Raw genomic sequence first — 15,035 nt, 5'->3', positions numbered from 1 at the left:
CGGGTCGAGCGAAGCGACACCCGGGCTCTTCCCCACGATTGAACGATGATCCCGGGTTACGCCTGCGGCTAATCCGGGCTTCGGGTCATCGAGGCTGCTCGCCTTCCTCGAGCTGCTGCACATCCCAGCCACCGCCGAGCGCGGCAATCAGTTGCACGCTGGCGGTCAGGCGACTGCCGAGCAGCGTCAGGGCGCTGCGCTCGTTGCTCAAGGCCGTGGCCTGCACGTTGACCACACTGTTGTAGTCCACGGTGCCGGCACGGTACTGGTTCTCGATCAAACGCAGCGACTCACGCGCCGCCTCCAGCGCCTGATCCTGCACCTCGGCTTCGCGGCCCAGCACACGCTGCTGAACCAGGTAATCCTCGACTTCGCGGAAGCTGTCCAGCACGGCCTGCCGATACTGGGCGACGGTCTGGTCATAAGCCGCCTCGACTCGCTCGCTTTCGGCGCTGCGCCGGCCGCCATCGAACAGGGTCAGCGCCAACTGCGGGCCCACCGACCAGAAGCGGTTCGGCAGGTTGATCCAGTCGGCGAAGCTGCTGCCGCGGTAGCCACCTGTGGCAGACAGGGTCAGGTCAGGAAACCAGGCAGCCTTGGCCACACCGATTTCGGCGTTGGCGGCGATCACCCGGCGCTCGGCAGCCGCCACGTCGGGGCGACGTTCCAGCAGCTGCGAGGGCACGCTGGTTGGCACATCGGGCAAACCTGGCAGGGTTTCGCGGCGAGCGATGCTGACCTCGCTCGGCGGCACGCCGATCAGTACGGCGATGGCGTGTTCGAGTTGCGCGCGCTGCCACTGCAGGTCGATGGCCTGGGCTTCGGTGCTGCGCAGTTGGGTCAGCGCCTGCGCGACGTCGGAACGCGGCACGATGCCGGCGCGGTACTGGTTTTCGGTCAAGCGCAGCGAGCGTTGATAGGCCGCCACGGTGGCGTCGAGCAGGCGCTGCTGTTCATCCAGCACGCGCAATTGCAGATAGCTCTGCACCAGTTCGGACTGCAGGCTCAGGCGTACGGCTGCCAGGTCGGCGGCGCTGGCTTCGAACGCCGCACGGTTGGATTCCAGGCCGCGGCGCAGCTTGCCCCACACATCCAGCTCCCAGCTGGCGTTGAGGCTCAGGTCATAACTCTTGCTGATGCTCGACGAGTTGCCACCGCCAATGGCAATGCCATCGGCCGTACGCAACGTGCTGTCGCCACCGCCCTGGCCGGCCCGGGTCATGCCGGCGCTGCTCGACAGAGTCGGGAAGAACGCCGCACGGCCGCTGCGCAGCAAGGCGCGGGCCTGGCGGTACTGGGCTTCCGAGGCCGCCAGGTTCTGGTTGGAAACGTTGAGGCGACCGACCAGCGCATTGAGTTCGCCGTCGCCGTACAGCTCCCACCAGGCACCCCGTGCCAGGGAATCGGCCGGTACGGCGGCCTTCCAGCCGTCGGCCTGTTTGAAAGCCACTGGCGTGTTGAGGTCCGGGCGCTGGTAATCGGGGCCGATGGCACAACCGGCCAGGGCGATGCTGAGCGCCAGCAGATAGAGGGTTCGACGGGGAGCGACAGTCATAGGGGCGTTTCCAGAGCGGCATCGGTACGCACGCCACGCCAGCGGTTGACCCGATGGCGCAGGCGGTCGAGATAGAGGTAGACCACCGGAGTGGTGTAAAGCGTGAGGATCTGGCTGAGAATCAGCCCGCCGACGATGGTGATACCCAGCGGCTGACGCATCTCCGAGCCCTCGGCGCTGCCGAGCATCAGCGGCAAGGCGCCGAGCAGCGCCGCCAGGGTGGTCATCATGATCGGCCGGAAGCGCAGCAGACAGGCGCGACGGATCGACTCGGCCGGGCTCAGGTGCTCGTGGCGCTCGAGCTGCAGGGCCAGGTCGATCATCAGAATGGCGTTCTTCTTCACCACCCCGATCAGTAGGAACAACCCCAGCAGCGAGATCAGGCTGAACTCGGTATTCAGCAGCTGCAGCGCCAGCAGCGCGCCGACCCCCGCCGACGGCAGCGTGGAGAGAATGGTCAGCGGGTGCACGTAGCTCTCGTAGAGCACGCCGAGCACGATATACACCACCACCAGCGACATCAGGATCATCCACGGCTGGTTGTCCTGGGTCTTCTGGAACGCGGCGCCGGTGCCGCCCAGGGTGCCCTGCACCTCGGTGGGCAGCGCGATGCGCGCCACGGCGCGGTCGATCGCACGGGTCGCCTGGTCGAGGCTGACGCCTTCGGCCAGGGAAAACCCGATGTTCTCCACGGCGAACTGGCCCTGGTGGCTGACGCGATCATCTTCCAGGCTGTTCTCCCAATGGGCGATGGCCGACAGCGGCACCCGCGCGCCATCGGCGGTGATCAGCTGGATTTGCCTGAGCGCTTCAGGGCTCTGGGCATAGCGCGGGTTGATCTCCATCACCACGCTGTACTGGTTGAGGCTGTCATAGATGGTGGAGATCTGCCGCTGGCTGAAGGCGTTGTTGAGCACGCCGGTCACCAGGCTCATGTCCACGCCGAGGCGCTTGGCCTCGTCACGGTCGACCACCAGGCGAATCTGCGGTGCGCCGCCATCTTCGGTAGCATCGATGTCGGTCAGCTCAGGCAGCGCACGCAGCGCTTCACGCACCTTGGGCAGCCACTCGCGCAAGGCATCGAGGTCACCGGACATCAGCATGTACTCGTTTTCCGAACTGCGCCCCTGGCGGCCTCCGACCTGCAGATCCTGGTCGGGCATCAGGAACATCCGCCCACCGGGAATCTTCGGCACCTCCTTGCGCAGCCGGTCGATCACCTGCTGGGCCGACATGTCACGTTCGGCGATGGGTTTGAGGCGCACGATGATGATGGCATTGTTGATGCCGCTACTGCCGCCGATGAAACCCGCCACGCTTTCCACCGCCGGATTGGCGAGGATCGCCCGCCGGTAGGCTTCCATCTTCGGCTGCATGACCTGGAACGACAGGCCGTTGTCACCGCGAATGAAGCCCATCAGTTGGCCGGTGTCCTGCTGGGGCATGAAGGTCTTGGGCACGATGACGAACAGGAACACGTTCAGGGCGATGGTGGCGAACAGACTGATCAGCATCAGCAGCGAGTGGCGCAGTGCCCAGTCCAGGCTACGTTCATAGCCGCGCACGATGCGTGCGCCAATACGCTCCAGGCGCCCTGGCTCACGGTCCTGCTCCTTGGGCTCGGGTTTGAGCCAGCGGGCGCAGAGCATCGGCGTGAGCGTCAGCGATACCAGCAGGGAAATGACGATGGCCACCGCCAGGGTGATGGAGAACTCCCGGAACAACCGCTCCACCAGCCCGCCCATGAACAGGATGGAAAGAAACACCGCCACCAGGGAGACGTTCATCGACAGCAGCGTGAAGCCCACCTCGCGGGCGCCCTTGAAGGCGGCGGCCATCGGCGTTTCACCGGCCTCGATATGCCGCGAAATGTTCTCCAGCACGACGATGGCGTCGTCCACCACCAGGCCGGTGGCGATGATCAGCGCCATCAGTGACAGGTTGTTCAGCGAAAAGCCCAGGAGGTACATGGCGGCGAACGAGCCGACCAGCGATACCGGCACCGCCAGGGCGGGAATCAGCGCCGCACGCCAGCGGCGCAGAAAGGCGAACACCACCAGAATCACCAGGCCCACGGCGATCAGCAGGGTGTGCTCGGCCTCCTTGAGGGTCGCGCGGATCACCGGCGAGCGGTCCATGGCCACTTCCAGGTTGGCACTGGCGGGGATCACGCCACGCAGCTCGGGCAGCAACGCGCGGATGCCGGCGACGGTCTCGATGATATTCGCCCCGCTCTGCCGGTTCACCACCACCAGCACCGCCTGCTTGTCGTTGTAGAAGCCGCTGTTGTAGCGGTCCTGCACACCATCGGTGACCTGGGCGACATCGCCCAGGCGAATCGCCGCGCCGTTCTGGTAGCGGATGATCATCGGCACGTAGTCGGCGGCGCGTTCCAGCTGGTCGCTGGCCTGTACCTGCCAATGACGCCCGGCGTCCTCGACCGCGCCCTTGGGGCGCTTGGCGTTGGCGGCGGCGATGGTCGCGCGCACGTCGTCCAGCGCCAGGCCGTACTGATCGAGCAGGCGCGGCTCCAGGGCCACGCGCACGGCCGGCAACGAACTGCCGCCGATCTGCACTTCACCGACGCCGGTGACCTGGGACAGTTTCTGGCCGACGATGGTCGAGGCGACATCGTACAGCTGGCCTTTGTCGAGCACGCTGGAGGTCAGCGACAGCACCATGATCGGCGCCTGGGACGGGTTGATCTTGCGGTACGTCGGCATGCTGCGCATGCCACTGGGCAGCAGCTCGCGCGATGCGTTGATGGCCGCCTGCACCTCCCGCGCCGCGGCGTTGATGTCCCGGTCCAGATCGAACTCGATCATGATCCGCGTGCTGCCCTGGCTGCTGTTGCTGTTCATCTGGCTGACGCCGGCGATGGCACCCAGCGAGCGCTCCAGCGGCGTGGCCACGGTAGCGGCCATCACCTGGGGGCTGGCCCCGGGCAGGCTGGCCTGCACGGTGATCACCGGGAAATCCATGTTCGGCAATGGCGCCACTGGCAGCAGGCCGAAGCTGACGCCACCGAGCAGCATGATCGCCAGGCTCAGCAGCAGCGTGGCGACCGGGCGGCGGATGAAGGGTGCCGAAAGATTCATGCGCTCGGTACACCCGCCGCGCTGCGGCCACTGAAACGCCGCGCCAGGCGATCGAAGTACAAGTAGATCACCGGCGTGGTGAACAGCGTGAGGATCTGGCTGAGCAGCAGGCCTCCGACCATCACCAGGCCCAGCGGCTGACGCAGCTCGGCGCCGGAGCCCGAGGCGAGCATCAGCGGAATGGCGCCGAACAAGGCTGCCAGGGTGGTCATCAGGATCGGTCGGAAGCGCAGCAGCGCAGCCTGGTAGATCGCGTCATGGGGCGTCATGTCCTGGTGGCGCTCGGCGTCGAGGGCGAAGTCGATCATCATGATGGCGTTCTTCTTGACGATGCCGATCAACAGGATGATGCCGATGATCGCGATCAGGCCCAGATCGTTGCCGGTCAGCAGCAGCGCCAGCAAGGCGCCGACACCGGCCGATGGTAAGGTCGAGAGGATGGTGATCGGGTGGATGTAGCTCTCGTAGAGCACGCCGAGCACGATGTACATGGTCACGATGGCGGCCAGGATCAGCAGCAGCGTCGACGACAGCGAGGCGCGGAACGCCTCGGCGGCACCCTGGAAATTGACCTGCACGCTGACCGGCATGTCGATTTCCTGCTGCACCCGCTCGATCACCGCCACCGCATCGCCCAGGGCTACGCCGGGGCTGAGGTTGAACGACAGCGTGGCCGCCGGGAACTGGCCGATGTGGTTGATCAACAGGCTCGCCGCGCGCTCCTCGACCTGGGCCAGGGACGACAAAGGGACCTGATCGCCATCGGCAGTGGCGACGTGGATCTGGCGCAGCGCGGCCGGGCCGATGCTGCCGCCGTTGGCGCTCTCAAGCACCACGCGGTACTGGCTGGCCTGGGTGTAGATGGTGGATATCTGCCGCTGGCCGAAGGCGTCGTACAGCGCATCGTCGATGTTGGCCACGCTCACGCCCAGGCGCCCGGCCATGTCGCGGTCGATGTTCAGGTACACCTGCAGGCCGCGGCTTTGCAGATCGCTGGTCACGTCGCTGAGCTCGGGCTGCTGGCGCAGTGCCTCGACCAGCTTGTTCGACCAGGTTTCCAGCATCTCGGGGTCGGGGGACTCTACGCTGAACTGGAACTGGGTACGGCTGACCCGATCCTCGATGGAAAGATCCTGCACCGGCTGCAGGAACAGCTCGATACCCGGCAGTTTGGCGAGTTCCGGCCGCAGCCGCTCGATCACTTCGCTGGCGCTGACGTCGCGCTCGGCATGGGGTTTGAGGTTGATCAGCATGCGCCCGCTGTTCAGGGTCGGGTTGTCGCCGTCCACACCGATGTAGGACGACAGGCTGGCCACCGCCGGGTCCTTGAGGATCACGTCGGCCAGGCGTTGCTGGCGTTCGCTCATGGCGCTGAAGGAAATCGACTGCGGCGCCTCGGAAATGCCCTGGATCACCCCGGTGTCCTGCACCGGGAAAAAGCCCTTGGGCACCGCCAGGTACAACACCACGGTCAGGGCCATGGTGCCGATGGCCACCAGCAGGGTCAGCGGCTGGTGCCGCAGCACCCAGCGCAGGCCAACCGAATAACGCTCGATCATGCCGTCGATGACTGCGCCGGCGCCCCGGTAAAAACGCCCCTGCTCGGCTTGCGGCTCATGCCTGAGCAGGCGCGCGCACATCATCGGGGTGAGGGTCAGGGAAATCACCAGGGAAATCAGGATGGCCACCGCCAGAGTGATGGCGAACTCGCGGAACAGCCTTCCGACCACATCGGCCATGAACAGCAGCGGGATCAATACGGCGATCAGCGACAGGGTCAGTGACACCAGGGTGAAGCCGATCTGCCTGGCGCCCTTGAGCGCGGCGTTGAGCGGCGTCTCGCCGTCCTCCAGATGGCGGGCGATGTTCTCCAGCATGACGATGGCATCGTCGACCACGAAACCGGTGGCGATGGTCAGCGCCATCAGCGTCAGGTTGTTGACCGTGAAACCGGCCAGGTACATGACGCCAAAGGTACCAATCAGCGACAGCGGCACCACTACCGACGGAATCAGCGTGGCCGAGACCTTGCGCAGGAACAGGAAAGTCACCATCACCACCAGGGCGATGGCCAGCATCAGTTCGTGCTGTACGTCACGCACGGCGGCGCGAATGGTCTGGGTGCGGTCGGTGAGCACCGTCACCTCTACGCTGGCCGGCAGGCCCTGGGTGAGGTTGGGCAGCAGGGTCTGGATGCGGTCGACCACGTCGATGACGTTGGCGCCTGGTTGGCGCTGCACGTTGACCAGCACCGCGGTGTTCTGGTTGGCCCAGGCGGCCAGGCGCTGGTTCTCGGCGCCGTCGACGATATCCGCCACGTCCCGCAGGCGCAGCGCCGCGCCATTGGCGTAGGTGAGGATCAGGTCACGGTATTCGTCGGCCGAACGCAACTGGTCGTTGGCGTCGAGTTGAGCCACCCGCGTCGGGCCGTCGAAGTTACCCTTGGGCTGGTTGACGTTGCTGGCATTGATCAGCGTGCGCACGTCGGAGAGATTCAGCCCGTAGGCCGCCAGCGCCTCGGGATTGACGCGGATGCGCACGGCCGGGCGCTGACCGCCGGCCAGCGACACCAGGCCCACACCGGTGGTTTGCGCCAGCTTCTGGGCCAGGCGGGTGTCGACCAGGTCGTTGACCTGGGGCAGCGGCAGTTCCTTGGAGGTCACGGCCAGGGTCAGTACCGGCGTGTCCGCCGGGTTGACCTTGCTGTATACCGGCGGTGCCGGCAGGTCGTTGGGCAACAGGTTGGTGGCGCCATTGATCGCCGCCTGCACTTCCTGCTCGGCGACGTCCAGCTGCACTTCGAGGTTGAAGCGCAGGGTAATGACCGATGCACCGCCGGAGCTGGTCGACGACATCTGCTGCAGGCCGGCCATCTGCCCGAACTGGCGCTCCAGCGGCGCGGTCACGGCGCTGGTCATCACGTCGGGGCTGGCGCCCGGATACAGGGTCATCACCCGGATGGTCGGGTAATCCACTTCGGGCAGCGCCGACACCGGCAACAGCCGGTAGGCGATCACGCCACTGAGGAAGATCGCCAGCATGATCAGCGTGGTGGCGACCGGTCGCAGAATGAACAGGCGTGAGACGTTCATGAAGCGCTACGCACCCGCGGGGCGGTTTCCCCGGTGGCGGGCGGCTCGCTGGCGCCCTCGCCGATCACTTCGACCTTGTTGCCTTCGCGCAGGCGGTCGGTGCCCTCGACCACGACGCGTTCGTCAGCCGCGACGCCCTCCTCGATCACAGTGAACTCACCATCGCTGGGGCCAACCTTGACCGGTCGAACCCGCACTTTATCCTCGCCATCGATGACGTAAACGAAGGTGCCGCTGGCGCCGAACTGCAGGGCAGCCACGGGCACCAGCAAGGCATCGTCGCGCACCGAGACCTGCAGGCGGGTATTGACGAACTGGTTGGGGAACAGCATCTCGTCGGCGTTCTCGAAGCGCGCCTTGAGCTTGACCGTACCGGTGGCGGTGTCGATCTGGTTGTCCAGGCTCTCCAGCACGCCTTCGGCCAGCTGCTGCTTCTCGCTGCGATCCCAGGCCTGCACCACCAGCTTGCGGTCGCCACGGACCTGTTTCAGCACGCCGGGCAACTCGCCCTCGGGCAGGGTGAATACCACCGAGATCGGCAGCGTCTGGGTGATCACCACGATGGGGTCGGTATCGCCGGAAGCGACCAGGTTACCCAGATCGACCTGACGAATGCCCAAGCGGCCATCGATGGGCGCGCGCACCCTGGTGAAGTCCAGGTTCAGCTTGGCTTCGGCCACTGCAGCCTGGTTGTTCTGCAGCGTGCCGCGATACTGATTGACCAGCGCTTCCTGGGTATCCAGGGTCTGGCGGGCGATGGAGTCTTCCTTGAACAGGCCGCGATACAGCGCCAGATCCTTTTCGGCAGCGCGTAGCTGGGCTTGGTTCTCGGCCAGGGTGCCCTGGGCCTGCTGTAGGGCGATCTCGTAAGGGCGCGGGTCGATCTGCACCAGCACGTCACCGGCCTTGACCGGCTGGCCGTCCTTGAACAGCACCTTGGTCAACTGCCCGTCGACGCGAGCACGCACGTTGGCGGTGTTGTAGGCGGTGACCGTACCCAGCGCCTTGAGCACAATGGGGAAGTCGCGGGATTCGACCTGGGCGATGCGCACCGGCACGTTGTTGAAACCCCAGCCAGAATCGCCCTCGGGCTCGGCCTTGGTAGGCCAGAACCACCAGATCAGCACGATGATCAACGCCAGCAAGAGCAGACCGATGAACCATTGACGTTTGGAAGATGGGGTGCTGGACGTTGTGTTTACTTCGGACATGAGCCAATCGCTTCCTGTGAGGAGCGTGAACGATAAGCACTCCTAGGCATGAAGCAAAGCCTCTTTACCGGCTATTTACCTCCACAAGCGGTTTAAAGAGGAAAAACATTACGCCGTACGCCACGAACATCTCTATTTCGGGCATGCCAGGCGGCTGCGCGTGTAGTGCCTGGTAATGATTGGGGCTTGGAACGTGCTCACGATCTTTATGCGTATGAAGCGGCAGCTACAAGGCAGAAGCAGACACTCAAACCAACCTGTGGGAGCCCCGACCTCGGGGCGAAACGATTGCAGCCTGACTGCCTATTTCGGCGGTGCCTGAGCGATTCGCCGCGAGGTCGCGGCTCCCACAATGGATCGGATAACGGCCGCTACCGCCACGTAGCTGCCAACGTCGACGAACCTGGGCTCAAAGATCATGAACAGCTTCTCAGAGAGTCACCTGATGCTCGGCCTGCCCCTGGGCTGGCACGTCCACGGCGAACAGCTTGCCGGCATGGGGTTCGGCGGCGAGCTGGTCATCTTCCAGGCCCTCGCGGGCGGAGGTGGCGAACAGCGTCGACAGGTCCGGCCCCGCGAATGCCGGGCAGGATATCTGCGAGGCGGGAAAGGCCACGGCCTGGACGAACTGACCGTGGGCGTCGTAGCAGGCGACTCGCGAAGCCCCCCACTGCGCGTTCCACAGCCGCCCCTGGCTGTCGACCACGGCGCCGTCGGGATTCAGGCCGGCCACGCGGCCATCGATGAACGGCTGCGCTTCGCCGCTCGGCCAGCCATGTTGCTCGTCCAGCGCCTGACGCCAGATACGCTGGCGTTCGGTATCGGCGAAGTAAGCGAAGCGTCGATCCGGCGAGAAACAGATAGCGTTGCTGATGGTGATGTCGGCGAACAGGCGGCGCAGCTCGCCCCGGTAATAGCGGTAGATGGCGCCCGCCTGGGGTTGGGCTTGCAGGCCCATGGTGCCGATCCAGAAACCGCCCCAGGGGTCGGCGCGGCCATCGTTGGAGCGAGTCAGCGGATTGTCCGCCTCCAGGGCGCAGATTCGCTCCCGAGCGCCGCTGCGCAGATCGAAGATCGACAGCGCGGTTTCACTGGCCATCAGCAGGCGATCTCTGTCGATCCAGCCGGCAGCGGACGCGCGCTCTTCCAGCGACCATTCCAGCGGCTGGCCGTCGCGCTGGCTGAGCAGGCGGCGGCCAAGAATGTCGAACCAGAACAGCTGCTCACGCCGCGGGTGCCAGAACACGCCCTCGCCCAAGGTGCAGGCCCGGGAATCGGCGATGCGGGCGGTGGTGCTGCCGAGGGGATGTGCAGCCATGTCTAGGAATCTCCGCTGATGTGCTGATGGGCAGCCGCCAGACCGGCCAGGGTAACCTGCTCGGCACCCAGGGTTTGCGCGGCGATGCTCAGAGTCGCCAGGGCATGACGATAGCGCTCCGCCGCCTCGCCATCACCGATTACACAGACCGGCAGGCCCTGCCAATGTTCAGGCAAACCGGCCAGCTCCTGGCCGATCAGCAGCCCGGACAGGCGCGAGCGCGCCGCAACGGGCGCTAGGCCTTCGAGCAGGCTTTCGGCACGCAGGCCGAACAGTGCGCCGAGCAGCGGGCGCTCGGCAGCGGCGCGCAGACCGGCGTCGAACGCCGGCAGGTCCAGGTGATGATCGCCCTGCATGCCATGGCGCAGCACCGATTGGCCGCTGAGCAGCGCGAACAGCTCGCCGGTCATGAAGGTCTGGAATGCGAGCACCTGGCCACCGCGCACTTCGGCCCACTTGCTGTGGGTGCCGGGCAGGCACACCAGGCCGTGATAGTCCGGCCATTCGGCCAGCAGGCCAGCGATCTGGGTCTCTTCGCCGCGCAGTACGTCCGCCGGCGAACGCTGGCACAAGCCGGGGATGATCGACACGCGCAGGCGTGCATCGCTCACCTCGGGCCTGATCACTCGCGCCATCGCCTGAGGCGCGCAAGGCACCTCGGCATAGGGTGCTTCGCGCCAGCCCTGGCGCGCGCCGACCATGCCGCAGGCGACCACCTCGGTGACGCGATCAGCAGTCAGCCAGCCGTCGATCAGCTCGAGCAACGCCGCCTCGAACTGATCCACCGCCAGGCTGCCCATGCCGCGCGTCGAGGCGGCGCGATGCAGCACCTCACCATTGACGGCCAGCGCCCAGGCGCGCAACTGCGTGGTGCCCCAGTCGACGGCGATCCAGCTGACCTCGCTCATGTGCGCCGCCCTCTCCCGCTCAATGACTGTCTTTGGGAATGCCGGCACCGCGGCAGCCCTTGAGGAAGTCGAAGTCCGCGCCACTGTCGGCGCCCTGCACATGATCGTGGAACAGCTTGATGTAGCCGCTGGTCGGTGCCTCGACGGTGGGCTGCCACTCGGCCAGGCGCTGGCGCAGCTCTTCATCGGGGATGTCGAGATGGATGCGCCGTGCTTCCACGTCGAGTTCGATCATGTCGCCATCGCGCACCACCGCCAGCGGGCCACCTGCCGCCGCTTCCGGCGTGGTATGCAGCACCACGGTGCCGTAGGCGGTGCCGGACATGCGCGCATCGGAAATGCGCACCATGTCGGTGATGCCCTTGCGCAGCACCTTGGGCGGCAGGCCCATGTTGCCCACCTCGGCCATGCCCGGATAACCGCGCGGGCCGCAGTTCTTCAGGACCATGACGCAGTGTTCGTCGATATCCAGGTTTTCGTCGTTGATCTTCGCCTTGTAGTCGTCGATATCTTCGAAAACCACGGCGCGGCCACGGTGCTGCATCAGGTGCGGTGAGGCAGCCGAGGGTTTGAGCACCGCACCGCGCGGCGCCAGGTTGCCGCGCAGCACGGCGATGCCACCCTTGGCGGTGAGCGCCTTGTCCACCGGGCGGATGACGTCCTCGTTCCAGTTGCGAACGCCCTTGACCTCCTCCCAGATGGTTTCCCCGGAAACCGTCAGCGCGCCCTTGTGCAGCTTGCCGCCCTCGCCGAGCATGCGGATCACCACCGGCAGGCCGCCGGCGTAGAAGAACTCTTCCATCAGGTACTTGCCCGACGGCATCAGGTTGACGATGGTCGGGATGTCCTGGCCCAGGCGATCCCAGTCGTCCAGGGTCAGATCGACGCCGACGCGTCCGGCGATGGCCAGCAGATGGATCACCGCATTGGTCGAACCGCCGATGCTGCCGTTGACACGAATGGCGTTCTCGAAGGCCTGGCGGGTCATGATGTCGGAGGGTTTCAGGTCGTCCTTGACCATCTGCACGATACGCCGTCCGGTCAGGTGAGCGACCACCCGGCGACGGCTGTCCACGGCCGGAATCGCCGCATTGCCGGACAGCGCCATACCCAGCGCCTCGGCCATGCTGGCCATGGTGCTGGCGGTGCCCATGGTGTTGCAGGAGCCCGGCGAGCGCGACATCGACTGCTCAGCCTCGAGAAAATCTTCGCGGCTCATCTTGCCGGCCTTGATGTCTTCGGACATCTGCCACAGCGCGGTGCCCGAGCCCACCCGCTCACCGCGGAACCAGCCGTTGAGCATCGGCCCGCCGGACACCACGATGGCCGGAATGTCGACGCTGGCCGCGCCCATCAGCAGTGCCGGCGTGGTCTTGTCGCAACCGGCGAGCAACACCACGCCGTCCAGCGGGTTGGCACGCAATGCCTCTTCGACGTCCATCGCCGCCATGTTGCGGTACATCATCGCCGTCGGGCGCAGGGAGCTTTCCCCGGCGGAGAACACCGGAAACTCCAGCGGCAGGCCGCCGGCCTCGTAGATACCATGTTTGACCCGCTCGGCCAGGTCGCGCAGGTGCGCGTTGCAAGGCGTGAGCTGCGACCAGGTGTTGCAAATGCCGATCACCGGGCGACCATCGAACAAGTCTGCTGGCAGGCCCTGGTTCTTCATCCAGCTGCGGTGGTAGATGTGATCCCGCGAGTTGCCGCCGAACCATTCGGTGGAACGCAGCTTGCGCGGCCAGACTGCCGGTTTGAAGGTGCTCATACCCAACCTCCGTCAACGATGAAATTCTGTGCGGTGCACATCGCCGCCGCATCGGATGCCAGAAACAGCGCCATGTCGGCGATGTGCTCGGGCAACAACTGGCCGGGCATGCACTGGTTCTGGCGAATCTGTTCCTTGGCCGTTTCGTCGACCCACATGGCCAACTGCTTCTCGGTCATCACCCAACCGGGCACTAGGGTGTTGACGCGAATCCGCTCCTTGCCCAGATCCCGCGCCAGGCCACGGGTCAGGCCATGGGTGGCGGCTTTGCTGGCGGCATAGACCGGGTAGCCGGCCGAGGCCATCATCCAGCCCACGGAGCCGAAATTGATGATCGAGCCGCCGCCGGCCTGGCGCATCATCGGCACCACCGCCTGGGTGGCGAAGGTGGCGTGGCGCAGGTTGACGGCGATCAGGTCGTCGAAGCGCTCGGTGCTGATCGAATCCAGCGCATGGCGCACGTCATTGGCGGCGTTGTTGAGCAACGCGGTGATCGGCCCGAACTGCTCGGCAACCTTGTGGATGGCGGCCTGGTAGGCCTTCACGTCGGTGATGTCGCAACGCAGGAAAAGCACCTGGTGCCCTGCTTCCGTCAGCTCACTGGCCAACGCCTTGCCGTGTTTGTCGTCGATATCGACGAAGGCGGTGCGCGCCCCCTGCTTGGCAAACGCCGTGACCAGCGCGCGACCGATACCGGTGGCGCCACCGGAAATCAGCACGGTGCGCCCGGCCAGGTCGGCGTACACCACCTTGCCTGATGGTTGATTGTGGCTACTCATGGCCTGTTACCTCGTGTTCATCCCGCGGCGCACAGCTTCGTGCCTGGCGCCCGCGGTACTGCGAAAATAGGTGGGTGACGCCTCAGCGTCGCTCAACGGGACTTGCTCTTATTGACGACATCGAAGATCACCGCGGCCAGCAGCACCAGGCCCTTGATCACCTGCTGCCATTCGATGCCGATGCCGAGGATCGACATGCCGTTGTTCATCACCCCCATGATCAGGGCGCCGATCACCGCGCCGATGATCTTGCCGACGCCGCCGGACATCGACGCACCGCCGATGAATACCGCGGCGATCACGTCCAGCTCGAACGACACGCCAGCCTTGGGTGTGGCGGTGTTGAGCCGCGCAGCGAAAATCAAACCGGCCAGAGCGGCGAGCATGCCCATGTTGACGAAGGCGAAGAAGGTCAGCCGCTCGGTGTTGATGCCCGACAGCTTGGCCGCCTTGACGTTGCCGCCAATGGCGTAGATGCGCCGGCCCAGCGTGGTGCGGTTGGTCAGGAAGGTGTAGGCGCTGATCAGCATGGCCATGATGATCAGTACGTTGGGCAGGCCGCGGTAGGTGGCCAACAGATAGGCGATGTAGACGATGGCGCCGGCGATCAGCAGGTTCTTGACCGTGAAGAACAAGCCCGGCTCGTCGACGATGCCGTAGCGCTTGGCGCGGCGACGGGCGCGCAGCGCCAGGTAGATGATCATCGCCGCGGCGAACACGCCGAGCACGATGGCGGTCACGTTGGGTCGCTTGACCCCGAAGACGTCCGGGATGAAACCGTTGCTCATCAGTTGGAAGCTGCTGGAGAACGGGCCGATCGACTGGCCGTCGAGCACTGCCAGGGTCAAGCCGCGGAATACCAACATCCCGGCCAGGGTGACGATGAACGACGGGATCTGCCAGTAGGCGATCCAGTAGCCCTGGGCCGCACCGATCAGGCAACCCATCAGCAGGCATACCGGCACCACCAGTGAGGTCGACCAGCCCCACTGCACCATCATCACCGCCGCCGCGGCGCCGACGAAGCCGACCACCGAGCCTACCGACAGGTCGATGTGCCCGGAGACGATCACCAGCAGCATGCCTAGGGCCATGATGATGATGTAGCTGTTCTGCAGCAGCAGGTTGGTGAGGTTGACCGGGCGCATCAGCGTGCCGTCGGTGAGTACCTCGAACAGCGCCATGATGACCACCAGGGTCAGCAGCATGCCGTAGTCGCGGATGTGGCTCTTCATGTGACCCAGCAGCGAAGGTCGCGCCACCTGCTGGGTTTGGGCGGGTTGGTTGTTGGTATCCATTGCGTTGTCCT

At 65.5% G+C, this 15,035-nt stretch carries 9 protein-coding genes; all 9 read right to left on the bottom strand.

The window, feature by feature from the left end:
- Positions 1–85 precede the first annotated feature (85 nt).
- Complete coding sequence (locus BVH01_RS09535; protein ID WP_075930101.1) at positions 86–1,555, bottom strand: efflux transporter outer membrane subunit; 1,470 nt, start codon at positions 1,553–1,555, stop codon at positions 86–88.
- Complete coding sequence (locus BVH01_RS09530) at positions 1,552–4,653, bottom strand: efflux RND transporter permease subunit (protein ID WP_075930100.1); 3,102 nt, start codon at positions 4,651–4,653, stop codon at positions 1,552–1,554. The genes BVH01_RS09535 and BVH01_RS09530 overlap by 4 nt, the downstream gene beginning before the upstream one ends.
- Positions 4,650–7,745, bottom strand: coding sequence for an MdtB/MuxB family multidrug efflux RND transporter permease subunit (locus tag BVH01_RS09525; RefSeq protein WP_075930099.1), 3,096 nt, complete (start codon positions 7,743–7,745; stop codon positions 4,650–4,652). The genes BVH01_RS09530 and BVH01_RS09525 overlap by 4 nt, the downstream gene beginning before the upstream one ends.
- Entirely contained in the window at positions 7,742–8,956 is a 1,215-nt protein-coding gene (locus tag BVH01_RS09520; protein ID WP_075930098.1) for an MdtA/MuxA family multidrug efflux RND transporter periplasmic adaptor subunit, read from the bottom strand. Before BVH01_RS09520 ends, BVH01_RS09525 begins: the two co-directional genes overlap by 4 nt.
- 430 nt (positions 8,957–9,386) lie before the next feature.
- Positions 9,387–10,274 carry an SMP-30/gluconolactonase/LRE family protein gene (locus BVH01_RS09515; RefSeq protein WP_075930097.1) on the bottom strand — a complete coding sequence of 296 codons (888 nt, stop codon included), beginning with the start codon at positions 10,272–10,274 and terminating at the stop codon, positions 9,387–9,389.
- Positions 10,275–10,276: 2 nt separating this feature from the next.
- Positions 10,277–11,182: a 2-dehydro-3-deoxygalactonokinase gene (locus BVH01_RS09510; protein ID WP_075930096.1), complete on the bottom strand. Its 906-nt coding sequence runs from the start codon at positions 11,180–11,182 to the stop codon at positions 10,277–10,279.
- Positions 11,183–11,201: 19 nt separating this feature from the next.
- The gene (gene araD, locus BVH01_RS09505; RefSeq protein ID WP_075930095.1) at positions 11,202–12,947 is read right to left on the bottom strand and encodes an L-arabinonate dehydratase; all 1,746 of its coding nucleotides are present in this window, start codon (positions 12,945–12,947) and stop codon (positions 11,202–11,204) included.
- The gene (locus BVH01_RS09500; RefSeq protein WP_075930094.1) at positions 12,944–13,726 is read right to left on the bottom strand and encodes an SDR family NAD(P)-dependent oxidoreductase; all 783 of its coding nucleotides are present in this window, start codon (positions 13,724–13,726) and stop codon (positions 12,944–12,946) included. Before BVH01_RS09500 ends, araD begins: the two co-directional genes overlap by 4 nt.
- Before the next feature lie 92 nt (positions 13,727–13,818).
- A complete protein-coding gene (mmsB, locus tag BVH01_RS09495) occupies positions 13,819–15,024 on the bottom strand; it encodes a multiple monosaccharide ABC transporter permease (protein WP_075930093.1) in 1,206 nt (401 codons plus the stop codon).
- Positions 15,025–15,035: the final 11 nt, after the last annotated feature.

The sequence above is a fragment of the Pseudomonas sp. PA1(2017) genome (assembly GCF_001945375.1).
In the GTDB taxonomy this organism is placed as follows: domain Bacteria; phylum Pseudomonadota; class Gammaproteobacteria; order Pseudomonadales; family Pseudomonadaceae; genus Aquipseudomonas.
The sequence above is the reverse complement of the archived record's forward strand: the minus strand, read 5'-3'. Positions and strand labels throughout refer to the sequence as shown.

Bases quoted from the DNA above. Each gene is read 5' to 3' on its own strand.
- BVH01_RS09535 (WP_075930101.1), bottom strand. From the start codon at position 1,555: ATGACTGTCGCTCCCCGTCGAACCCTCTATCTGCTGGCGCTCAGCATC.
- BVH01_RS09530 (WP_075930100.1), bottom strand. From the start codon at position 4,653: ATGAATCTTTCGGCACCCTTCATCCGCCGCCCGGTCGCCACGCTGCTG.
- BVH01_RS09525 (WP_075930099.1), bottom strand. From the start codon at position 7,745: ATGAACGTCTCACGCCTGTTCATTCTGCGACCGGTCGCCACCACGCTG.
- BVH01_RS09520 (WP_075930098.1), bottom strand. From the start codon at position 8,956: ATGTCCGAAGTAAACACAACGTCCAGCACCCCATCTTCCAAACGTCAA.
- BVH01_RS09515 (WP_075930097.1), bottom strand. From the start codon at position 10,274: ATGGCTGCACATCCCCTCGGCAGCACCACCGCCCGCATCGCCGATTCC.
- BVH01_RS09510 (WP_075930096.1), bottom strand. From the start codon at position 11,182: ATGAGCGAGGTCAGCTGGATCGCCGTCGACTGGGGCACCACGCAGTTG.
- araD (WP_075930095.1), bottom strand. From the start codon at position 12,947: ATGAGCACCTTCAAACCGGCAGTCTGGCCGCGCAAGCTGCGTTCCACC.
- BVH01_RS09500 (WP_075930094.1), bottom strand. From the start codon at position 13,726: ATGAGTAGCCACAATCAACCATCAGGCAAGGTGGTGTACGCCGACCTG.
- mmsB (WP_075930093.1), bottom strand. From the start codon at position 15,024: ATGGATACCAACAACCAACCCGCCCAAACCCAGCAGGTGGCGCGACCT.